Genomic DNA, 24,071 nt, shown 5'->3' with positions numbered 1-24,071 from the left:
ATCATAGCAGATTTATTTACAATAAAAGGAGTAAAACTATTTTATCCATTAAAAAACAATATATCACTTCCTATTAAAATTAGAACTAACAGCAAAGTAGAAAATATAATATTTATATTATTAGGTATAGTTTCTGTTTTCTTGTTATTTATATGAAACATGAGTTGGAGTCTAGGTTTTCCATTTCGTTTTTGAAAAGGAAAACCTGGATTTTTATGCAGACTGGGACAAAATAAGCTTAGCTATATCCACGATTGTCCCGGTATTGACATGGAGTATTTTATGATGTTATAATCATAATAAATTATATGGAACATGTTTCATGTGCTTATTATACAAAAGATGGGGTCAGAACTATGTCAAACATTAGAGAAATTGCTAAAAGAGCGGGGGTGGGAATAGCCACTGTATCAAGATATATAAATAATACAGGGTATGTCAGCGAAGAGGTAAAGGTAAAAATTCAAAAAGAAATTGATGAATTGGGATATACTCCCAATGCTTTAGCAAGAGCAATTTTTACTAAAAATTCTATGACGTTGGGACTTATGATTCCTAATATTACAAACCCATTTTTCAATCAAATGGCTACTGTAATAGAGGATCATGCTAATAGATATGGATATACATTATTCTTATGCAATACTGAAGATAGTAGAAAAAAAGAGATGGAATATTTAGAAATATTAAAAAGTCATCGAGTGGCAGGCATTATTGCTTCAAGGACAATGTGTAAGGAGGAATATGTGAATATTAATATTCCAGTTGTTTCCTTTGAAAATCATATATCCTCAGATATACCTACTATATCGTCTAATAACTATAATGGAGGTAAAATGGCATTTGAGCATTTATATATTAGAGGATGTAGAAATATCTTGCATATAAAAGGACCAAGAACATTTGAAGCTACTGAAATGAGATGTAAGGGATTTATTGATGCAGCAGGAGAGAAAAAACTTAATATTGATGTTGTAGAATTTGAAAGTGATTTTCAAGTAAAAATGCTTGAAGGAAATCTAAATAATATTAAAGACATTGAAAACTATGATGGAATATTTGTTTTTAACGATATTGCAGCAGCCATAGTTATGAAATATTTAAAAGAAAGAGATATTAGAATTCCACAAGATATACAGATAATTGGTTTTGATAATAGCTTTATATGTGAATTATTACATCCTTCTTTAACTACTGTTCAACAGCCTATTGAAGAAATAGGGGTTTTAGTTGTGGAATCAATAATTGATTTAATTAACAATGAAGAATCAATTATTAAAGACTACTTAGTAGAAACAAAGCTAATTCAAAGGGATTCAACACTTTTATAGATAAAAGTGAAATTTTGGTTATTAGCATTATAATTAATATGGTAAAATATTCAGTATGATGCTGAATTTTACAAATTATATTATTAGGGGGAGATTTTAATGAAAAGAGGTTCAAAAAGGATATTAGTATTTATTTCGCTATTAATGGTTTTAACCTTAGTAGCAGCATGTGGCAAAAAAGATGATAATCAAGCAACTAACGCTGAAGAAAAGGTATTTGAAATAGTAATGGTAGCAAAACACGAAGGCATTCCATGGTTTGATGATATGAGAAAGGGAGTAGACGAGTTTAATGAAGAATATAAGGGGAAAGTAAAAGCTTGGCAAATTGCTCCTGAAGGGGGAGATCCTGCTAAACAAGTACAAATGGTTGAAGATTTAATAGCCCAGGGAGTAGATGCCATAGCTGTTGTTCCCAATGATCCAGACTCTATGAGACCAGTTTTGGAAAGAGCAAAAGAAAAAGGAATAATAATAATTAGCCATGAAGCTGCAGGTTTAGCTGATGTTGTAGATTATGATATAGAAGCTTTTGACAATGAGTCCTTTGGGGTACTTATGTTTGATGAGTTAGCAAAGGCTATGGATGGTAAAGGTAAATTTGCTGCCATGGTTGGTGGACTAACTATGGAAACTCATATGGCTTGGTATAATGCTGGAATGGAACATATTAAAGCTAACTATCCAGATATGACACCTATATCTGAACAGCCATATGAAGATAAAAATGATGATAAGATTGCGAGAGATAAGGCTCTTGAAATATTAAATGCACATCCTGATTTAAAAGGATTTGTAGGGACTTCAGTTTCTGCTGGAAGTAATATGGCTTCTGTTCTAAAGGAAAGAAATAATACTGACATCAAGGTTGTTAGTTTAGGAATTCCTTCTGTATCAGGTCCTTATCTTGAAGAAGGTTTTATGGTACATGCTCAAACTTGGAGACCTGCAGACGTTGGATATGCAAGTATGGATCTTGCTTATAAGATTTTGAGTGAAAAAGAAATTAAAGATGGAATAGACTTAGGAAGACATGGATATGAGAGTATTAAAATTATAGATAAAGTTGTATATGGTAATGCTCCTTTGGAATTGAAGAAGGGAACATTTGAACCTGGAAAGTATCCATTCTAATTTTTACAACATAAAGACAAAGGAAATGATTTTCCTTTGTCTTTATTATAAACAAGATAGGAGAGAAGTTAATGGAAAACATATTGTTATCAGCAAATAATATTTCCAAGAGTTTTGATGGAGTTCATGCTCTTAAGAATGTTAATGTAGAAATTGAAAAAGGTAAAATTAAATGTCTTGCAGGTGAAAATGGTTGTGGGAAATCAACTCTTGTTAAAATACTATCTGGCGTATATACACCAGATAAAGGAGAAATAAATATTGAAGGCAGAAGCTATAGTCGCTTAACACCAATAACTGCAATAGAAGAGGGAATTCAAGTTATTTATCAAGACTTGTCTTTGTTTTTGCATATGAGTATTGCTGAGAATATAGCTATGAATAAAATGCTTTATAGCAAAAATACATTTATGGACTGGAATGACATTTATCTAATTGCTCAAGAACAATTAGATAAAATAGGAGCTTCCTTAGATTTAGATACTCCTATTAGAAATTTATCTATTGCTAATAGACAGTTAGTAGCAATTTGCAGAGCTTTAAGCTTAGATGCAAAAGTTTTATTTATGGATGAACCTACTACTGCATTGACCAAAAAAGAAGTAGATAGGCTACTATCTATTGTTTTAGGACTAAAAGAAAAGGGTATTTCTGTTGTTTTTATAAGTCATAAATTAAATGAAATTTTCCAAATATCAGACAGTATAACTGTTATTAGGGATGGTGAAAAGGTAGGAGATTTTACTGCCAATGAACTTAATCCCAAAAGTTTGTCTTATTATATGACTGGAAGAGAAGTTGGCTACTCAAGATATAGAAGAAGGGAATCCAATGATAATAAAATTTTAGAAGTTAGAAATCTTACTAAGAAGGGTATGTTTGAGGATGTAAATTTTTCCCTTAGAAAAGGTGATATTTTAGGAATAACAGGATTATTAGGTTCTGGCAGAACAGAAATTGCATTGTCATTATTTGGATTAAATCCTCCTGATGGTGGTCAGATTTTAATAGATAATAAACCCTTAAAAATAGACTCTCCAACTACAGCTATTAAGCATGGTATTGCTCTTTTGCCTGAGGATAGATTGACTCAAGGATTATTTCTTGATAGTAGTGCTAAATTTAATATAACTGCTACAATTTTAGATGAAATTAAGAATGATTTTGGAATAATAGATAGAACTAAGCAGAAAACAATCTCCACTGAAGTAGTAAATAATATGAATGTAAATAATAAGGATATAGACCTCCATGTAAAGAAACTATCTGGTGGAAATCAGCAGAAAATAGCCATTGGAAAATGGATGGTTACCGCTCCTAAGATTTTCATATTAGATACACCTACTGTAGGAGTTGATATAGGTTCAAAATCTGAAATATATAATAAGATTCAGGAACAGGCTAAAGATGGAATGGGAATTATACTTATTTCAGATGAAATAGAGGAAGTCTTAGGAAATTGCAATAAGGTAATAATAATGCATGAGGGTAGGATTATTAAGTATTTAGATGAGGCTGACCTTGATAATGAGAATATCCAAGAGGAAATTTTTCAAATTATCAACAATCCATTGAGGAGGGTAGAAGATGAATAGAAGGTTTAGAAAGTTAAAGCAGATGGAAAAATACTTAATAAGCATATTAACAGTATATATAATAATCGTTAGCACTGTAAGTAAAAACTTTTTATCTATGAATACTTTATTTGACTTGCTTAGAACATCATCTGGCACATTAATATTGGCATCTGGGGTTTTAGTTGTGCTTATATCAGGAGGAATAGATGTTTCTTTTACTGCTATTGCTGTAGTAAGTGGTTATTCATCTATACGATTGATGATTAGCTTAGGGATAGATAATATTTATTTTGCTTTATTATTATCAGCGCTTATAGGATGTTTTCTAGGTATTATAAATGCTTTGATAATTCATTTTTTCAGATTATCTACATTTATTGTTACATTAGGAACATCTAGCGTTTTCTATGGATTCATGACTACATTTATAGGAACAAGCAGTATTTCAGTGGCAGATAAGCCGCAATCTTTATTTAAGTTTGGGACGGCAAAGTTATTTACAATTACTAATGGTTCTGCATCCTATGGAATTCCTTTATTTTTTGTAATGGCTTTGGCAATCCTTATTATAACTTGGTTTGTTTTATATAAGACTATGCTGGGACGAAGTATTTTCGCCATTGGAAATTCAGAGGAATCTGCCCTTAGGGCAGGAATAAATATACTTAAAACTAAGATTTTTGTCTATGCCTATATGGGATTACTCTCAGGCATTATGGGGATAGTCTATTTTTCTGAAATAGATTTGATTAACCCTGTATCTCTAGTTGGAACAGAATTAATGGTTATAGCTGCTGTAGTTATTGGCGGAATACGATTAACAGGTGGTGAAGGTACTATTCTAGGTGCAGTTTTAGGAGTAGCAATTATTCAAATTTTCAAATCCACCCTTGTATTTTTAGGACTATCGACCTCATTGAATGATTTGTTTATTGGAATAATCCTCATAGCTAGTGTTTCCATAATATCATATCAAGAACGTAAGAATAATAGACAACAATTGATATTTACTAAATGATTATAAGAGGTGATTAATTTGAAATCAGTCAATGATATTTTCAGGAAGGATACGAATATATTTGTTTTGTTAGGAGTTTTTGCTATAGTCACACTATTTCTTGGAGCTGCCCTAGGTGGAAAGTTTTTTACTATAAATAATTTTCAATCTATGGCTTTTCAAATCAGTGAATTTGGATTTTTAGCTATAGCTATGTCATTAGCAATGTTAACTGGAGGAATTGATTTATCTATAGTAGCCAATGCAGGACTTTCTGGAATTATAGCAGCCTTTGTATTATCGGGGAAATTTTTTAATATAGAAACTGTTGGTAGTGGAGTTACAATATTGATTGCAGTATTTGCAGCATTATTATGTTCTACATTATGTGGGTTATTTAATGGATTATTGATATCAAAATTATCTATTCCTCCAATATTAGCTACCTTAGGAACTATGATATTTTATACTGGAATAGGTATGGCTTTGACTAATGGTGAGAGTGTCAGAGTGGGAGTAAAAGGTTTTTCTAAATTTAGTTCAAGGACATTCTTTAATATCCCATATATTTTTATTTTACTCCTTCTTACTTTTATTTTAGTTTCCTTCATATTATCCAAAACAAAATTTGGAACTCAAATATATATGGTTGGACAAAATTCAGTGGCATTAAGATTTTCAGGCATTGATTCTGAAAAGGTGCTGATAAAAACTTATTCTATGATTGGGTTTTTAGTAGGAATATCTTCTTTGATTATTATTTCTAGAGTCAATTCTGCTAGAATGGGATTTGGAGACACCTATCAGCTGCAAACAATTTTAGTAGCTGTATTAGGTGGGATTGATCCAGATGGAGGTAAGGGGAAATTATTTGGTGTTGCATTGGGAATGACAGTTTTACAATTTCTTCAAAGTGCATTTACAATATTTCAATTTACTCCATATGCTAAAAAACTTATTTGGGGAGCGTTATTATTATTTGTAATGATTTTGAACTTTTTAATTGATAATGGAAAATTATTTAAAATATCAAAGAGAGTAAAAAATAATTGAATGGGAGTGATATAGATATGGATTTTAAGCCAGTATATAAAACTATATTAGGAGAACTTGATAAGGTATTTGAAAGAATCAATTATAAAGATGTGGAAGTTCTAATGGATATGATAAATAGTTCCAATAGAATATTTTTAATGGGAGTAGGTAGGGAAGGACTTGCAACTCGTGGTTTTGCTATGAGATTGATGCATTATGGGAAACAAGTACATTGGTGTTGGGATGATACAACTCCAGCTGTTACAGCAGATGACCTTTTTATCTTTACATCTGGTTCTGGAGAAATAGGTCATATTCACTATGTAGTAAATGAGATTAAGAAAGTTGGGGCAAAAATAGCTCTTGTGACAGGAGTGCCTGATAGAAAGACAGCAGAGTTAGCAGATTTTGTTTTATGGGTACCTGCAAGTGTTTACAAGGGGAAGGATAATGTAGTACCGTCTATTCAGCCTATGGGGAATTTATTTGAGCAATCACTGTTTATACTTTTTGACATGGTTATTATGGCGCTTGTAGATAGCAGTGAAAATACATTTGAAAAGATGGCTCAGAACCATAGGAATTTTGAATAATTATTTTAAATAGACATATTGAGAGAAGGGATATATATGTACTTTATTGGAATTGATATTGGAACTACATCAGTAAAGATACTTGCCATAGATGAATTAGGTGAAATTATAAAAACCGTTACTAAAGAATATCCTATTTACTTCCCTCAACCAATGTGGTCTGAACAAAATCCAGAAGATTGGTGGAATCAGACATTAAATGGATTAGATGAATTATTTAATGTACTTGACAAGGAAGAAGTGAAGGCTATAGCATTAAGTGGACAAATGCACGGATTAGTTATTCTTGATGATGAGGATAAAGTTATTAGACCAGCCATACTTTGGAATGACCAAAGGACTGAAAAACAATGTTATTACTTGAATAATGGGATTGGTAAAGAGAAGGTTTCTAATTGGACTGGTAATATTGCATTAACAGGTTTTACTGCACCTAAGATATTATGGTTAAGAGAGAATGAAACAGATAATTTTAACAGGATTAAAAAGATTATGCTGCCAAAAGATTATCTGGCATATAACCTAAGCGGCGAATTTGCAACTGATATGTCTGATGCTTCGGGAACTTTATATTTAGATGTAAAGAATAGAAAATGGTCAGAGGATATGCTGGATGTCCTTGGTATATCTACAGAGCAGTTGCCTAAACTTTATGAATCCTTTCAGGTTATTGGAAATATAAAAGAAGAGATTGCCCAAAGATTAGGTTTAGCAAATGATGTAAGGGTTGTAATTGGTGGTGGAGATCAGGCAGTTGCAGCAGTTGGTGGAGGTATAGTTGGGGAAAATACATGCTCAGTATCCTTGGGAACCTCTGCTGTGGTTTTCGCTAATTCGGAGAATTTTGTAGTAGATGATAATAATAGGCTTCATTCCTTTTGCAATGCAAATGGAAAGTACCATGTTATGGGTGTTACATTAGCAGCAGCAGCTTCTTTAAAATGGTGGGTTGAAAATATAAACAAGTCAAATTTTAATGATTTATTAGATGAAGCTAAGGAAGCAGAGATTGATAATAATATTTTTTTCTTACCCTATTTAATAGGAGAGAGAACTCCCCATAATGACCCTAATGCTAGGGGAGTGTTTATCGGTATGAATATAACAACGGAAAGAAAAGATATGACAAGAGCCATATTAGAGGGCGTAGCATTTTCTCTTCGTGATACTTTTGAAATTATGAAGGATATGGGAATGGATATTTCTGAAATAACCATTAATGGCGGAGGTGCAAGGTCTGATTTATGGTGTCAAATTATGGCAGATGTTTTAAATGTAAAAGTGAATAAAGTAAATTCGGATGATGGTCCTGCATATGGAGCTGCAATTTTAGCAGCTGTAGGGTATGGATTATTTGATTCTGTAGATAAGGCTTGTAATAACTTTATAAAAATAACTAATACAATTGAGCCAAAGAAGGCTCAGGCTTTAGTATATGATGAAAAATATAATAAATTTAAAAAATTATATCCTGGTGTAAAGAGCTTATTTTGATGATTTGGAGATATAGTACGATGGGCCTATCTGCCTAGCAGATTTTGACAAAAAAGTATTACTATATTACAATGGAATTAAAGAAAAAATAGGAGGGGATAAGATGAAGAAGAAAATTGGAAGAAAGCAGGTACTATTTATTGTAACCATGGTGATAATGAGTTCACTTTTAGTACCTACGGTATTTGCAGCTGATACTTACGCTACATTAAAGGGAGTTTTCGCAGATATCAAGATTTTTAGCAATGGACAGCAAGTGTACTTAGATACTAAACCTCTAATTATTAACAGTACAACATATGTTCCTGTAAGAGCGTTGGGTAATGTACTTAATAAGGAAATTGGCTGGAATCAGCAAGATCGTAGAATAGATATCAACGATAGATTCGATGAGGGTTATAATTATGCTTTAGTACAATTAAATGAGAAGCAAAATCAAATTCTTAAATTGGAAGAAAGAATAAAAGAATTAGAGGATGATAAGTCAAGCAGTAAGAAGGGTAAGATTTCCAATTTGTCTGATATGGAAAAGTACTTAAATAAAGAATATGATAAGTATGAAAAAATTGGATTCGATATTAAATTATCAGGAAGTACAAAGGATATCAAGGTAAAGATTTATGTAAATAAGAAGGATGATTCTAAATGGAGTTCATTATCACAATCAAAGATTAAATCCTATGTTCAAGATATAGTTGATGATATTCAAGACGAATTTAAAAATGCTGATATATCTGGATATATTGAAAATGAATATACAGATAGACAAGAAGTAGATTTTGAGGTTAATTCAAAAGGAAAATTAACAATAGACTATGATTATAAGTCTAGTGGTAAGAATAAGATAAAAGATTTAGTTGATATGGAAGATTATCTAAAGGATTACTATGGTAAATATGATGGTATTCGTTTTGATTTCACACTAAAAGGAACAGAAAAAAGTGTTAGGGTATATATTGATGTTAAAAGCTCAGACTGGAGAAATTATGACTATCAAGAAAAGTTCCTAGAAAGAGTATATGAAGATATTACTTATGAATTTAGTAAAGCAGAAGTATACGGATATATTAACGATGACGATTATTACTTCACCTTTGACTCAAAGGGTAAGGTGAAAATAAAATAAAGTAAAATACAGGGTGTTGTTCACTAAGAACAGCACCCTGTATTTTTTATAGATATTATTTAAGAGCTGCTATGGTTTTGGATAATTCCATAATACTTTCTGATAACTGATTTAGCTTTCCTTCTATTCTAACCAATAGGTATATAGATAAGACTATTGGGAAGCCAAGATTAGCTATACCAGAGTATATTTCCTCCATCTAATCACCCCTTTTATTTCAATTGCAGCTGATAATTAAAAGAATTAAAATTGTTTAAAAACTAGAAAAGGGGACAATCTGTCCCCTTTGATTAGATGCTTAGTTTATTTACTGTTGTACTTACTATTCTAGCATCATTAGCTTTTACCAAATCCAACATTTTAGAATTAAATACATTACAGTTTATTATAGTAGTCATAGCCTGAGATACTTCCTCAGGTGTTATATTTGACTTTGGTTCCTCTATGCTTATTATAAACTTTTTATTAGCTTCATCAAGGAATTCCATTTCTAATTTAGTCTTTTCCATTAGTTCACCGCCTTTCTATTAAATTTAGTGAATAGTGAAGAGTTATTCACTAATTAAGCTGGTAGTTTCAACCTTTTGCACTTTTAATAAGGATTTTTCCTGTAGACCAGCTATAGTTGTAGCAGCAGCGTGTAAATTTGCATCATCAGCTGTAGTCTTTATTTGTGAAAAGGTTTTTGATAGGGTTTTTTGTTTTCCATTTACCATACCGCCATCAAGCTCAAGTTTTAGTGCTAACTTTTCCTTTACAGTTTCCATTGCCATATTATCACCTCCTTCCTACATTTATTAAATAGAAATAGAAAAGATAATTTACTATGGGAATTTTAGGGTTTTAATCTCATATTTAAAAAGATAATAGTAAATGATATACTAAAATCAAAGAAAAATTTAAGGATGGTCATATGAATTTTAGAAAATTACTTACAAATAATAAATTATTGGTTAGATTAATAATTTCATATTTAATAACCTCTGTCTTACTTACGAGTATTTTAATGTTGGTGGTATCACATTTTATATCCTCTAGAACTAAGATAAAGACTACTGAAACACAAATGGAATTAATGCGTCAGTCCTATAATACTGCTTATTATGCATTGACAAATATTTATGGAGATTTTTATGTTTTATGGTCTAGAGATGAAGATATAGGAAGGATTTTACGAGAAACTAATATATCTGAAGAAGACATTAAAACAATATCTAAAATCATAGATAATTCTGCCTTTAGAGATGATTTAGTTGACTCAGTATATATAATAAATAAGAAGGCAAATTTAGTTATATCTAGTATTTATTCTTAGGATATATTAGGCAAATATTTAGAAATGAAAAGGGAGTTACTTTAAATGATTATATTATTAGTTGTAGAATAGATAAGGCTAAGGAATTGCTGATTAATACAGATAGTACTGCAAAAGACATTTCTGAATCAGTAGGATATTATGATAATAGATATTTCTATACTTTATTTAAGAAGAAGGTAGGAATGACTACTGAGGAATTTAGGAAACTACGAAAGGAGGAGTTATCTAAATGAAAATAAATGGTATGATAAAGATAGTTGTAACACTTATAATAGTTATAGTAATTTTATCTATAGGTCTTGTAGTTACTACAATTAAACTGAAAACTATGAGTAAGAATGCAGTAAAGCAAGATACTCCTATAGTAGTTGATAAAGACTCGGAAGATATAGTAGTAAAACTAGAAGAAAAACCTATTAAGGAAGAATTGGAAGAAAAGATAGATGAATCTATTAAAGAACCTCCTATTGGAGAAGTTATAGACAATGACTTATTAAAAGAAGACGAATCTAGGAATGAGAAATCCAGCATTAATAATAAGTCAGAAAAAGACAAGTCGGAAAAAGATAAGCAGAAGAAAGATAAACCAAATAAGGATAAATCGAATAAAGATAAACTAGAAAAGAATAAACAAAATAAAGATAAATTGAATCAAGATAAGTCAAATAAAGAAGATAATAACAATAAGAATAATAACAAAAAAGATATGGATGGTAAAAAGGATAGATCTAAAGAAGAAAAATCAATGATGAAATCTAAATATATATCTAAAGAGGAGGCAATCAAAATTGGATTAAATAAGGTAGGCGTTGGGGCAGAATTAATTAAAATAGAATCTGATTTTGATGGTAATCCACCTAAATATAAATTAGAAATAGTATTAGGAAACTATGAATACGAGATGGAGATCCATGGAATAACTGGTGCAGTAATAGATTTTGAAAAAGATGAGATAGATGATTAAAAGATTATAAGTATTGAAAACTCTAGACTTATAAAAAACAAACACAAAGATATTCTACATGTTGGAAATTTAGGAAAGATAAATTTTGATAGGAATTGAACTTGTTGATGGTGACGGAAAATCGTAAGATGAAAGTAAGAAATAGAAAAGGAGATGATTTTCATGACAAAGAAAACAATTAAAAAAGCATTACCTGTTGTAATAGGAACATTAGTTATAGCTTTAACAACGCCTATTATTCCAGCTAATTTATATGTAGAAGCAAGTAAGGGGGCTAAGGTTTCAAATTCTAAATCTCAAGATAAGAAGGCAGCAGAAAAGAAAGCTTCCAAAAAGAAGAATGTAGATAAGAAGACAATAGATAAGGTAAAAAGTGAAAATTATATTAGTTTGGAAAAAGCCATAGAAATTGCAATGAAAAGAGTTGATAAGAAGAAATTAAAAGTTACAGATTATGAAATCGTATTAACTTATGATGATCCACATTATCTTGTTGAAATAACTACTACGAATAACTCTAAAGTTTATGAAGTTTATAATATTAAAGTAGATGGGATTACTGGAGAGATTGAAGATGTCAAGGTAGAAAAGATTAAAGGAGAGCATAAGTCTAAAACAAATAATGGAAGATTTATTTCAAAATACGAAGCTAAAATGACTGCACTAAAAGAGGTAAAAGATAAACAAGCATTTATAACAGGTTTTGAAATTGAATTAGAGAAAAAGATACCACATTATTTAATAGAGGTTAAGACTTTTGAGTACAAATATTTAATTAAGGTTAATGCTGAAAATAAAGAAGTCTTTGAATTAACAAAGGATGTAAGAGATAAAGATGATAAAGATACTTATTATGACCATGAATATAAAGTAAAAGGAAACTCAGATAAAATCAAAAAAGATAACAAAAATAAAAAAACAGTAGTTGATGTAAAATATATTACGGAAAAAGAAGCAATAAAGATTGCTCTTGATAAGATTGGCAGAGATGTGAAAGTTAAAGAAATTGAATTTGATAAAGATGATAATCCACCAAAATATGAAATTGAAATGTATAATAAGGATTATAGTTATGAAATAGAGGTTCATGCTATAACTGGATCTATACTAAAATTTGAAAGAGATAAAGACTAGAAGGTATGATATTTGTATAGAATAGTAGAGTAAATTTAGCTAAGTATTATATTTGATATCTAGAATCAAATATAATACTTAGCTTATTTATTGCTGCACCTTTTACATTTATTAAATAGAAAAGATAATTTAGTATGGGTATTTTAAAGGTTTATGGGTATTAAATAATTATACTAAAGAAGTGAGGTGCATATAGTGAATAAACAAAAATACAATTTTGATGAAATAATTGATAGAAAACTTAGTAATTCTATAAAGTGGTGGGAAAGCAAGGATATACTCCCTATGTGGATAGCAGATATGGATTTTAAAGTGGCAGATGAAATACTAGATGCCATGAAAAAGACTATTGACCATGGTATTATAGGCTATGATGATAAGCCAGATTCTTTTTATGAATCTATAATTAATTGGGTGAAGGATAGATATAATTGGGAAATTAAAAAGGAATGGTTAGTATTTACACCTGGGGTGGTGCCAGGATTAGGTATTTCTATAAAGAGTTTTTCTAAGGAAGGAGATAAGGTAATAATACAACCTCCAGTATATCCACCTTTTTATAGGGTTATAGAGAATAACAATAGAAGAGTAGTAGAAAATTCTCTAATATATAAAGAGAATAAATATATAATGGATATTGATGATTTAGAGAAAAAAATAGACAAAGATGTAAAAATGGCTATGATTTGCAGTCCTCATAATCCAGTAGGCAGGGTATGGAAAAAAGAAGAATTAGAGGTCTTTGGAAATTTATGTTTGAAAAATAATATTATAATGATATCTGATGAAATACATTGTGATTTGACTTTTAGCGACTATAAACATATTCCCTTAGCATCAATATCTGATGAATTTGCTAATAATACAATAACCTTTATGGCGCCAAGTAAAACTTTTAATATAGCAGGATTATTTGCTTCTGTAGCTATTATACCTAATGAAAAACTTAGAAAGCTTTATAATGATACTATTGAAAATATGGAAATAACTCATACTAATGGATTTTCCATAATAGGATTTGAAGCAGCATATAAATATGGGAGAAATTGGCTAAATCAAGCAATTAGATATATAGAAGATAATGCTGATTTCGCAGTTGATTATATTAATAAAAACATTCCAGAAGTAAAGACATATAAACCTGATGGAACATTTTTAATGTGGTTGAATTTTAATTCTCTAGGAAAGACTTCAGAAGAAATAAATGAGCTATTAATAAATAAAGGTAAAGTTCAACTAAATAATGGAGCAGCTTTTGGAACTGCAGGAGAAGGATTTTTCAGACTTAACATTGGTTGCCCACGAGAAGTTTTAAAAGAAGGTTTAGATAGAATAAAAAAAGCTATCCAGTAAAATTTCAATAACTTCCATTTTTGGTGCCTGGCACCGAAAATGGAAGTTGTTTTATTATTAAGATTATCTATAGATTGTTAAGAATCTATAGATAATCTTAATTGGACTTCAATATGTGTGAGTGGTAGACTAAATTTGATAAAATTCATACAGGGAGGAATACATAGTGAAAAGACTAATAGCATTGATTTTGATATTTACAATGATGTTTACATTTACAGGTTGTGGAAAAAAACCAACAGTAGAAGAACCTACAACTCCAGAAGTTGCTCAGGATACTGAAAAAGATAAGGAAGAGGTTAATGAAAAGCCTTTTGAAGGAACTACTTTAGAGGTTTTATTTGCTTATGGTGGTGCAGATAATTCATTTCCTGCATTTACTGAAAAAACTGGCATAAAGATTGAAGCCTTAAGTATGTCAACAGGATCGGCTCTTGCTAAGTTACAGGCTGAAAATGGAAAGACTACTGCTGATATCTGGTTTGGCGGTGGAGTGGATAGTTATTTAAATGCTAGAGATTTAGGTTATTTAGAGCCATATAAATCACCAAATCTATCTGCTATAAATCCTCAATATTGTGATAAAGATGGACATTTTTCTGGACTTGCTTTAGTTCCAGCAGGATTTATAGTAAATAATGATCTTCTTAAAGAAAAAGGACTAGAAGCTCCAAAAACTTGGGAAGATCTAGCAGACCCAAAATATAAGGGTGAAGTAATGATGGCTAACCCTGCAATATCAGGAACTAACTATGCTATAGTTAGTGGACTTATTCAAGCTTGGGGAGAAGAAAAGGCTTGGGACTATTTCAAGAGATTAGATAAAAATATTGAATTCTATGCCAAGGGTGGCGGAGAACCACTTGATAAGGTAGCAGCTGGTGAATTTGCCATAGGAGTAGTTGCTATTACTGGAGGTACTTTTGCTGCTGGAGATACTAATCCAACTAGTGTAGTTTATCCAGAAGATTTAATTCCATGGACTCCTGCACCAATAGCTATATTTAAGGCAACGGAAAAATTAGAAGCTGCAAAGGTATTTATAGATTGGTATTTATCACAAGAGGGACAAACTATACTTAGAGAAGCAGATGCTAGAATTATGGCTAGAGATGATGTAGATGCTCCAGAGTTAATGAGTGGTTTAGATAAGAGTAAACTTATAGATTTTGATTTAGAATTAATGGGTAAAGACAGAGATGCTATCCTTGAGAGATGGGGAGCTTTAGTTGGTGATAAATAGTAAAGATAAAAGGGGAAGAGCTGATTTTAAGGCTCTTTCCTTTGACTATATAATAGATAAATTAATTTTATTTATGATAATTATAAGTTTACTTGTTTTCATTTTATATCCTATTATAATGGTTATATCTACATCTATATATGAAAAAGGAGTCTTTTCTCTTGATAATTATAAGACTTTGTTAAGTCCTCAAAATATTAAATTAATAAAGAATAGCCTGTTTGTCTCAACCTTATCTTCAATATTTGGGACTTTTTTTGCATTATGTATAGCATTATTTACATTTTTACAAAAAGGACGGTTAAAAAAACTCATTCATCGTTCTTTAATGATTACTATGATATCTCCACCTTTTGTTTCGGCTTTAGCACTTATTATGCTTTTCGGACGTAGGGGGCTTATTACCTATAATTTATTGGGGCTTAGTGTTAATCCTTATGGTTGGCAAGGAATTGTTTTGCTTCAAACTATCGGGCATATATCCCTTGCCTCAATGATGCTTATTACAACATTAAATTCTATAGATTCTAGACAAATACTAGCATCTAGAGATTTAGGGGCTACACCTATGGAAACTCTTTTTAATGTAATATTACCTGCTGTTTTTCCTGGAATTATGTCTGTGTTATTTTTGCAATTTACTATGAATTTAGCTGATTTCGGTACTCCTATAATTATAGGAGGAAGGTATAAGGTATTGGCAACAGAAGCATATATGACTATATTTTCTACGGCAAATTTAGGTAAAGGTGCGGCTATATCGGTTCTTCTTATACCACCGGCTATAATTGCATTTCATTTTTATCGTAAAAATATGTCTAAGATAGATAATTTAACAGATGGAGCTAAATCTATTGGAGCAGATAATTATGAATTCAATTTACCTGTAGCTTTTAAATTTGTACTTGCTTTGGTAACAGGGATATTTTTCTTTTTGATGATTTTAAAATATGGCAATATATTTTTATCTGCTATATCTACTAATTCATCGGGGAAACTAATATTTACCTTGAGTCATTTTAATAAAGTTAAATCAGCACATTTGCCAGCTTTATATAGAAGTATTGTACTTTCTGTAACCTCTGGGATAATATCTTCTATAATAGGTATTTTACTGTCCTATTATACTCATAGAAGAAATATTCCTTTAATGAAGAATATGGAGTTTATTTCATCTTTACCATATATAATTCCAGGTATATTTTTTGGACTTGGTTATGTTGTAGCCTTTAATGATAAACCTTTATTATTGACAGGGACTTCAGCAATAGTAATATTAAACTGTACCTTTAGGCATATTTCTGTATCAAATAAAGCAGCAAATGCTACTTTTACAACAATGGATAAAAAAATTGAAGATGCGGCTAGGGATTTAGGTGCATCTAGATTTAGAATATTTGTAGATATTATATTTCCCCTATTAAAATCTACATTTCTTATTAGTTTTATCAATACATTTACGGCTTCCATGACTACAGTAGGAGCAATTATTTTCTTGGTTTCTCCAAGAAATGTTGTAGCTAGTATTGAGATGTTCAAGGATATTTCAAATGGTCAATATGGTTTAGGAGCAGTAATGGCAAGTTTTCTAATTATTATAACGGTTTCTGTTAATTTAATTGCCATAAGGCTATTAGCTAAGGAGAGGGAGTAAGTATGTTTTTACAATTAAAAAATTTAACTAAGCTTTTTGACAAAAATAATGGAGTGAGGAATTTTAATTTGAATGTGGAAGAAGGAGAATTTGTAACTATATTAGGACCTTCTGGGTGTGGTAAGACTACTACTTTAAATTTATTAGGAGGTTTTTTAAGACCTGATAGTGGACAGATTTTGTTAGATGGTGTAGATATTACAAATCTTCCTCCGGAAAAGAGACCAATCTCTACTGTATTTCAAAGTTATGCTCTTTTTCCTCATATGAATGTAATAGAAAATGTTGCATATGGAATTAGATTCTATAGAAAAGAAAAAAGGAAGAAGGCTATGAAAATAGCTAAGGAATATATTGATATAGTAGGGCTTACAGGATACGAAAATAGCAGAGTAGGAAATTTAAGCGGAGGGCAACAGCAAAGGGTAGCACTTGCTAGGTCAATGGCAACTAATCCTAAGATATTGTTACTAGATGAGCCACTTAGCAATTTAGATGCAAGTCTTAGGGTTAGAATGCGTGAGGAATTAAAGGAACTTCAAAAAAGATTAAATATTACCATGATTTTTGTGACTCATGACCAATCTGAAGCACTTTGTCTATCAGATAAAATTGTTGTAATGGACAAAGGAGATATAGTACAGATAGGTACTCCAAGAGAAGTTTATTTTTATCCTGCCAATCAATATATTGCATCGTTTATTGGTAAATCTAATTTTTTAGATGATAATGATAAAACCCATATGATTCGGCCAGAGGATATTAAAATCATTAAAGATAAGAAGGGAGAATATATAATTAAGAATAAAATATTTATGGGGCAATATACAGAATATAGAATTGAGAATAATAAGCATATATTAGACGTGAATTTATCAGGAAAAGAAGGCAGTGATTTTGAGATTGGCGATTTAGTTAATATAGAAATTTAAATAACTTCAGTTTTTGGTGCCTGGCACCAAAAACTGAAGTTATTTTGATATATAGATAATTACCATAAAATTAAACTAAAGCGTTAAAGTGTAAGGGTTAATATATAGGGTATATATATAAAAAGCATGAAGGGGGAAAGAAAGATGAAACTAAAAGGAAGGCTTCTGATATTTACTACAATAATTTGCATTATTTCAATTTTACTTATTTCAATTATTAATTACTCTATATCAACCAAAAAACTTGAGAAAGAAATGAGTAATAAGACAATCTTAGAAGCAAACAAGACAGCTCAGGAGGTGGATAAATGGCTAGCATTACAAAAGAATACCCTAGGATCTGTGCTGGATATAATTTCATATAATGATAATCATGATAAAAACTATATTGAAGGCATTATGACAAAAATAACAAAAGACAATCCAGGTAATACTTATTATCTTAGTTATAGCAATAAAGAAACTTATTTTCCAGAAGGTGTAAGTGTATCACCGGATTTTGATGGAACTACAAGGCTGTGGTATATAGGTGCAATGAGTACTGAAGATTTTTTTATAACAGAACCTTATATAGATGCCATAACTGGTGATATGGTAATTACTATTTCTAAAAAGTTTAAAACCAACTCTAATATTGAAGGAGTAATGGCAACAGATATATCTATTGAATATTTAGTAGACTTAATTGATGCAGCTGATTATGGAGATGGTTCGTATGCATTTTTAGTAGATGACAAAGAAAATGTACTTACTCATTTAAATGATGAATTTAAGCCTAATAAGGATGGCAGTTTTAAGAAAATAGATGGACTATTGGAAGGTAAAATAGCTAGTTTTATAGATAAAACAGAAATAAATATTAAAGATAGAGTTATAAAGGATTTTGATGGAGTAGATAGACTTTTCTTTTATGGAAATGCGAAGGAATCTAATTGGTTAGTAGGAGTTGCTGTAACAGAAGAAAGTGTAATGGGTGCTATTAATAGAGTTGTTTATCTTACAATACTAGCAGCAATAATTGTGATTTCTATATCTGCTGTATTAGCTTTATATATGGCAAATATCATAACTAATCCTATAAAAGAATCTGTTAAGATTGCTGAAGACATATCTAATTTAAATTTATCTATATCAATTGAAGAAAAAAATATTAATAGGAAAGATGAGTTAGGAGAAATGTATGGATCCTTTGATGATACCATTAAGAAGTTGAGAGTATTTATGGAGGACATGGATAAAGCCATTAGAATAAATCATCAGGTAAATAAAGACACAGTGGACAAAATTCATTATTTATTAGGACAAGCAGAAGACACTTCAGCTACAACAGAAGAATTATCAGCAGGTATGGAAGAAACATCTGCTGCTACTATATCTATAAATGAGTCAGCTAGTGAAATAGAGAATGCATTATCTGATTTCGCAGAGAAAGTAGAAGATGGGGCAAATACATCTAATGAAATAAGTGTAAAAGCAGATAAACTTAGCAATCAATTTATTCAAGCTAAAGATAAATCTATGGAGATGTACTCTAATGCAAGAGAAGAAATAGAAAAAGCTATAACTGCTTCAAAAGAAGTAGGAAAAATAAATGTGTTATCCAATGCAATACTAGCAATATCAGAACAAACATCACTCTTATCCTTAAATGCAGCTATAGAAGCAGCAAGGGCTGGAGAATCTGGAAGAGGTTTTGCTGTAGTTGCAGAAGAAATAAGGAAATTAGCAGACAACTCTAATTCAACAGTAGGTGAAATACAAATTGTAACGGAGGACATTATAAAAGCAGTGGAGCAGTTAACAGAAAGAATATCTATTGTGATGAGCTTCTTGGAGAATGATGTAGTTAATGATTATGAGATGATGGTAGATGCAGTAATCCAATATAAGGAAGATGGGTCTCATTTAAATAATATAATTTCAGACCTTAGTGCAACAGCAGAAGAACTTGCAGCAACTGTAAATCAAATATCAATATCTATTAATGAAGTATCAACTACTGTAGAAGAATCAACTGTAGCTACTACCAATATTGCTGAAAAGAATATGAATATAGTAGAAGCTATAAATGATATAAGTAAAATAATTGAAAAAAATAAAGATATATCCAATAGACTGGAGGAAATTGTTTCTCAGGTTAGGTTTTAAAATAAATTACAGGTAAAATGAAGAGAGTTAGTAATTAAATAATAATTATAATATATTTTATGTCAAATTTCTTAATTAATTTAGAAATAAAAATAAGCTAGATTTTAGTAATCTAGCTTATTTTTATTTTGTCAGATATGAAAAATAATATGTCATCACTCGATATAATTTTATTTATAAATACAATAAAGACAAAATTATTTGATTATTCTAACAACGGTGTAAAAAAGAAAGTTTTTGTAATAAATAAAAAAAAATTTCATATATGACAGATATGTTTATACAATAACAATTATTGTAATTATTCTATAATTTTTTTATCCAATAAATTATAGAATAATTGAGTCAAATTACAATAAACTTTTTATTTCGATATATATAGGGACAAAAATATTAAATATTAACAATTATTTATACTGAAAAAGTATGTCGGAATTTACTTCTAGACTTTGTTTAAAGACTTAATTATGATATATGTAAAATAGATTATAGATGTTTGAAAAATAAAAAACTTAAACAATATCTTAGAAGTTTTAGTGAAAGTATATATAACATTGTATTCATTGTTAAACTTTCTTAATACATATTTAAAAGAAGGAGGTGTAATTAGGTTTTTTATAAAATAAATTAAAGGAGGAATATTTATGTCAAAGAACAAACAGGAAAAAAGAGTATTGTCCCTACTACTAACTCTTGTTATGGTATTGGGGTGTTTTGCATCATTTGCTTATGCAGAAGACGACCAACTTAGCTTACCAGAAGAAAACTTAAATGTATTCTCCATAGAAAAAATTACAGATGAGGTAAAGGAAGATATTGACAGTGAAGATTTATTGGAAGTATTAGTGTATATGAAAGATCAGATTGATGTAGAAAAGGTGTCTTATAAAGCAAAGTCTAGATTAACATCTGCTGTGAATCCACATCAAACTAAGCTCAAAGTTAGAAGTGCTGTTATAGATGCGCTTCAGGATAATGCTGAAATGACTCAAGCTGATATCCAAACGTACTTGAAGCAAGAAATGGAAAAGGAAAATGTAATAGAGTTTACACCATATCATATAGTTAACATTATATATGTAAAGGCTAAAAAGGAAGTAATAGGAAAACTTTCTTATATGCCAGAAGTAGAAAAGATATATAAAAATAGGACTTATACTCTAGATATACCAGAAACAAATAGTGAAGCAGAACTATCTGCTACTGGAGTAGAGTGGAATATAGAAACAGTAAAAGCAGATAAAGTATGGGACTTAGGATATAATGGTACTGGAATAGTAGTGGCTACTATAGACTCTGGAGTTAAATGGGATCATCCAGCTCTTAAAGATAAGTGGAGAGGATATAACCCAGTTACAGGGAAAACTAATTCAAATGGTAATTGGTTTGATCCAGTGTATAATTCTTCATTACCAGCAGACTCTGATTCTCATGGAACTCATGTAATGGGAACAATGGTAGGACAGGAATCAAACGGAGCAAACAAAATAGGAGTTGCACCAGGTGCAAAATGGATAGCAGCAAGAGTATTTAATAAAAATGGTTCAACAACAGATAAGATACTTTTAGATGCTGCACAATGGATGCTAGCTCCAGGTGGAGATCCAAAGAAAGCTCCAGATATAATTAATAACTCATGGGGCGGAGGAGCAGGAATAGATGATTGGTATAGAAGAGCTGTTATAAACTGGAGAGCAGCAGGAATATTGCCAGTATTTGCAGCAGGTAATCAAAGAAAGGGAGAACCTGCACCATGGCCAGGCTCAATTTCATGCCCATCTAATTATCCAGAATCATTTGCAGTAGCAGCAATGGATAGAAATAATGTACGAGCATACTTTTCAAAACTAGGACCATCACCATATGATGAAACCTTAATTAAACCAAATATATCTGCACCAGGAGTAAACATAAGGTCATCAATACCTAGTGGGTATGGAAATTCATCAGGTACTTCAATGGCAGCACCAGCAATCTCAGGAGTAGCAGCACTAATTTTATCAGCTAATAATTCCCTATCAGTGGAAGAATTAGAAAGAGCTATAACTAGTACAGCAATGCCACTAACAGATACAACATATCCAAAATCACCAAACTTTGGTTATGGTTATGGCATGGTTGATGCTTTTAAAGCAGTTTCATCAGTAGTAAGATAAGATTCTATTAAAATAAAATCCAAGGATCCTATTTCTATTGGGCTTAATATTGATGATAACCCCCCTTCATATTTCTGAATAGTGGGGGTTTATCATTTTTCTAAGCAATGATCTGCCGCTAGCTAAGCTGGTTTATAATTATTAATAGGAAAGTTGTAACTTAATTTTGATTCATATAAAGAAAAGCAATAGTTAAAATTTTATCATTTATAACTATAATTTTACTTAGGAAGGCTTATGGAGTATAATCAATTCGAAAAGGAAAAGGAGGTTATAATATGATAAAATTAAAGAAAAGTATTAGTTTAATACTTCTAGTGTTATTATTGTTAACTTTATTAGTTGGCTGTGGAAAGAAGGATGAAACTGTAGATACTCAGACTGAAGCTAATGGTAATGATGTAACTAATGAAATTCCTGAAATTCAATTTTCTTGGGGATTAGATTTACATACTGCTTTACCATTTATACCATTAAATAGGGTTGAAGAATTTAAAGAAAGAGGAATTTATCTAAATGCTCTATCTGATGATAAATACGAATTAATTGAAGACGGGAAGCCATTAGCTGTACTAAGCTTTGTATCTACAAAAGGTGGTTCTGAAGTAGCAACGATGATGGGACAAGGTCATTTAGATGCGGCACTTTCATCAAATACTGCCATACTTACGGCTATTGATAGTGGAACTGATATAAAAATACTATGTCCTATTCAAACAGGTGGAATATCCTTTGTTTCTTCACCAGATATTCATGCCAAGGGGTGGGACGAAGTAAAAGAATATATATCAAATTCTGAGGCACCAGTAATGATTGGTTACCATTCACCTGTTAGTGGGCCTAGAATATTGATTGAAACTATACTTAAAAAGGAAGGTTTTAAAATCACTGAGGATCCAAATCAAATTGATGCAGATGTTCTTATGGTAGATCTTAAGGGACAAAATAATCTGATTCCATCTTTATCAAGTAAACAAGTTGATGCATGGGTAGGCCCTACAGCATATCCAGAAATTGCTGAATCTAAAGGGATGGGAAATATAGCCATGAATTTAAAAGATTTTCCCCCTACAGATACTTGGACTAATTTTCCATGTTGTGTATATTCCGTTAGAGAAGAAGTTTTAAATAAATATCCAGAGGTTTTTAGTGCATTTGCAAGACTATTAAATGAAACTTGTAATTATGCTATGGAAAATAAAGAGGACGCTGCAAAGATATTTTCTGATGTTGTAGGTGTAGAAAAAGAAACAGCTGAAAAATCAACAATTACTTATACTACTGATCCAGATGAAAATTGGTTAAAAGGAATAAATGTATATGTAGATGGATTAAATGAAATGGGAAAATTTTCTGGACGTTTTAAGGATAAATCTTTTGATGAAGTTGTAGAAAAGGCATTTGATTTTTCATATATTAAAAAAGTTAGAGGAGAGTAAAATGTTGTCTCACAAAAGAAGATTTTCAGGAGTGAATATCTATGAGTAATTCTCTAAAGAGAACTTTGATAAGTCTTGTAGTTCCAGTTATACTCATCTGTATATGGACTATTTTTGCAAATAAAATAGACAATCCCATAATTTTACCTAAATTAAGTCAAGTATTAAGTAATTTTATACATGCTACAGATGATTTTATAGGTCTTGGTTCTCTTCCTAAAAATATTTCGGTCAGTATTATAAGGGTAATGTTAGGCTATTTAGTAGGTACAATAGTAGCATTACCATTGGGGATATTTATGGGGTATAAAGAAAAAATAAATTTGCTTTTTAGTAAAACCATCAATATTATAAGACCAGTACCATCAATATGTGACATGTCACATATTGATGGCTATGTGACTAAAAATAATATGGGACAAAGCGATATAGAAATGGTGTAA

At 30.6% G+C, this 24,071-nt stretch carries 23 protein-coding genes; 20 read left to right on the top strand and 3 right to left on the bottom strand.

Annotated features, from left to right (window positions below; genetic code table 11):
* Window positions 1–356: 356 nt before the first annotated feature.
* The 8 genes from RT714_RS00115 to RT714_RS00080 all read left to right on the top strand — a co-directional run bounded on the left by RT714_RS00115 (window position 357) and on the right by RT714_RS00080 (window position 9,287).
* Window positions 357–1,331, top strand: coding sequence for a LacI family DNA-binding transcriptional regulator (locus tag RT714_RS00115; protein WP_313755595.1), 975 nt, complete (start codon window positions 357–359; stop codon window positions 1,329–1,331).
* Window positions 1,332–1,430: 99 nt separating this feature from the next.
* Complete coding sequence (locus RT714_RS00110; RefSeq protein ID WP_313755594.1) at window positions 1,431–2,465, top strand: autoinducer 2 ABC transporter substrate-binding protein; 1,035 nt, start codon at window positions 1,431–1,433, stop codon at window positions 2,463–2,465.
* 71 nt (window positions 2,466–2,536) lie between these two features.
* The gene (locus RT714_RS00105; RefSeq protein ID WP_313755593.1) at window positions 2,537–4,060 is read left to right on the top strand and encodes a sugar ABC transporter ATP-binding protein; all 1,524 of its coding nucleotides are present in this window, start codon (window positions 2,537–2,539) and stop codon (window positions 4,058–4,060) included.
* Window positions 4,053–5,060: an ABC transporter permease gene (locus RT714_RS00100; protein ID WP_313755592.1), complete on the top strand. Its 1,008-nt coding sequence runs from the start codon at window positions 4,053–4,055 to the stop codon at window positions 5,058–5,060. The genes RT714_RS00105 and RT714_RS00100 overlap by 8 nt, the downstream gene beginning before the upstream one ends.
* An 18-nt stretch (window positions 5,061–5,078) precedes the next feature.
* The gene (locus RT714_RS00095) at window positions 5,079–6,092 is read left to right on the top strand and encodes an ABC transporter permease (RefSeq protein WP_313755591.1); all 1,014 of its coding nucleotides are present in this window, start codon (window positions 5,079–5,081) and stop codon (window positions 6,090–6,092) included.
* 17 nt (window positions 6,093–6,109) lie between these two features.
* Window positions 6,110–6,667, top strand: a complete 558-nt coding sequence (hxlB, locus tag RT714_RS00090; protein WP_313755590.1) for a 6-phospho-3-hexuloisomerase — start codon at window positions 6,110–6,112, stop codon at window positions 6,665–6,667.
* 36 nt (window positions 6,668–6,703) lie between these two features.
* On the top strand, window positions 6,704–8,161 hold the full coding sequence (gene xylB / locus RT714_RS00085; RefSeq protein WP_313755589.1) for a xylulokinase: 1,458 nt from the start codon (window positions 6,704–6,706) through the stop codon (window positions 8,159–8,161).
* A 103-nt stretch (window positions 8,162–8,264) separates the two neighbouring features.
* A complete protein-coding gene (locus tag RT714_RS00080; protein WP_313755588.1) occupies window positions 8,265–9,287 on the top strand; it encodes a stalk domain-containing protein in 1,023 nt (340 codons plus the stop codon).
* Window positions 9,288–9,342: 55 nt separating this feature from the next.
* Here RT714_RS00080 and RT714_RS00075 read toward each other — a convergent pair whose 3' ends face one another.
* From RT714_RS00075 to RT714_RS00065, 3 genes are all read right to left on the bottom strand, one after another.
* A complete protein-coding gene (locus RT714_RS00075) occupies window positions 9,343–9,486 on the bottom strand; it encodes a YvrJ family protein (protein ID WP_313755587.1) in 144 nt (47 codons plus the stop codon).
* Between the two features lie 91 nt (window positions 9,487–9,577).
* A complete protein-coding gene (locus RT714_RS00070) occupies window positions 9,578–9,796 on the bottom strand; it encodes a DUF2922 domain-containing protein (protein WP_313755586.1) in 219 nt (72 codons plus the stop codon).
* Window positions 9,797–9,838: 42 nt separating this feature from the next.
* Complete coding sequence (locus tag RT714_RS00065) at window positions 9,839–10,060, bottom strand: DUF1659 domain-containing protein (RefSeq protein WP_313755585.1); 222 nt, start codon at window positions 10,058–10,060, stop codon at window positions 9,839–9,841.
* Between the two features lie 140 nt (window positions 10,061–10,200).
* On the opposite strand from RT714_RS00065, the gene RT714_RS00060 reads away from it, so the two are divergent.
* From RT714_RS00060 to RT714_RS00005, 12 genes are all read left to right on the top strand, one after another.
* Window positions 10,201–10,602, top strand: a complete 402-nt coding sequence (locus tag RT714_RS00060; RefSeq protein ID WP_313755584.1) for a hypothetical protein — start codon at window positions 10,201–10,203, stop codon at window positions 10,600–10,602.
* Window positions 10,603–10,607: 5 nt separating this feature from the next.
* Complete coding sequence (locus RT714_RS00055) at window positions 10,608–10,838, top strand: helix-turn-helix transcriptional regulator (RefSeq protein WP_313755928.1); 231 nt, start codon at window positions 10,608–10,610, stop codon at window positions 10,836–10,838.
* On the top strand, window positions 10,835–11,569 hold the full coding sequence (locus tag RT714_RS00050; RefSeq protein ID WP_313755583.1) for a hypothetical protein: 735 nt from the start codon (window positions 10,835–10,837) through the stop codon (window positions 11,567–11,569). The genes RT714_RS00055 and RT714_RS00050 overlap by 4 nt, the downstream gene beginning before the upstream one ends.
* A gap of 162 nt (window positions 11,570–11,731) precedes the next feature.
* Window positions 11,732–12,703, top strand: coding sequence for a PepSY domain-containing protein (locus RT714_RS00045; protein WP_313755582.1), 972 nt, complete (start codon window positions 11,732–11,734; stop codon window positions 12,701–12,703).
* Between the two features lie 195 nt (window positions 12,704–12,898).
* Window positions 12,899–14,056: a MalY/PatB family protein gene (locus RT714_RS00040; protein WP_313755581.1), complete on the top strand. Its 1,158-nt coding sequence runs from the start codon at window positions 12,899–12,901 to the stop codon at window positions 14,054–14,056.
* A 166-nt stretch (window positions 14,057–14,222) separates the two neighbouring features.
* Entirely contained in the window at window positions 14,223–15,299 is a 1,077-nt protein-coding gene (locus tag RT714_RS00035) for an ABC transporter substrate-binding protein (RefSeq protein ID WP_313755580.1), read from the top strand.
* A complete protein-coding gene (locus RT714_RS00030) occupies window positions 15,289–16,953 on the top strand; it encodes an iron ABC transporter permease (protein ID WP_313755927.1) in 1,665 nt (554 codons plus the stop codon). Before RT714_RS00035 ends, RT714_RS00030 begins: the two co-directional genes overlap by 11 nt.
* A gap of 2 nt (window positions 16,954–16,955) precedes the next feature.
* Window positions 16,956–17,885 (top strand): ABC transporter ATP-binding protein, encoded by a 930-nt coding sequence (locus RT714_RS00025; RefSeq protein WP_313755579.1) that lies wholly within the window; start codon window positions 16,956–16,958, stop codon window positions 17,883–17,885.
* Between the two features lie 144 nt (window positions 17,886–18,029).
* Window positions 18,030–20,033: a methyl-accepting chemotaxis protein gene (locus tag RT714_RS00020; RefSeq protein ID WP_313755578.1), complete on the top strand. Its 2,004-nt coding sequence runs from the start codon at window positions 18,030–18,032 to the stop codon at window positions 20,031–20,033.
* Window positions 20,034–20,677: 644 nt separating this feature from the next.
* Window positions 20,678–22,189 carry a S8 family serine peptidase gene (locus tag RT714_RS00015; protein WP_313755577.1) on the top strand — a complete coding sequence of 504 codons (1,512 nt, stop codon included), beginning with the start codon at window positions 20,678–20,680 and terminating at the stop codon, window positions 22,187–22,189.
* A gap of 278 nt (window positions 22,190–22,467) precedes the next feature.
* Entirely contained in the window at window positions 22,468–23,628 is a 1,161-nt protein-coding gene (locus RT714_RS00010) for an ABC transporter substrate-binding protein (protein ID WP_313755576.1), read from the top strand.
* Between the two features lie 41 nt (window positions 23,629–23,669).
* The gene (locus tag RT714_RS00005) at window positions 23,670–24,071 is read left to right on the top strand and encodes a hypothetical protein (RefSeq protein WP_313755575.1); all 402 of its coding nucleotides are present in this window, start codon (window positions 23,670–23,672) and stop codon (window positions 24,069–24,071) included.

Origin of the sequence: Tissierella sp., from assembly GCF_032104385.1 — a bacterium.
Lineage (GTDB): Bacteria > Bacillota > Clostridia > Tissierellales > Tissierellaceae > Tissierella.
Note: the sequence above shows the minus strand (reverse complement) of the source record. Positions and strands in the feature narration are given on the sequence as shown.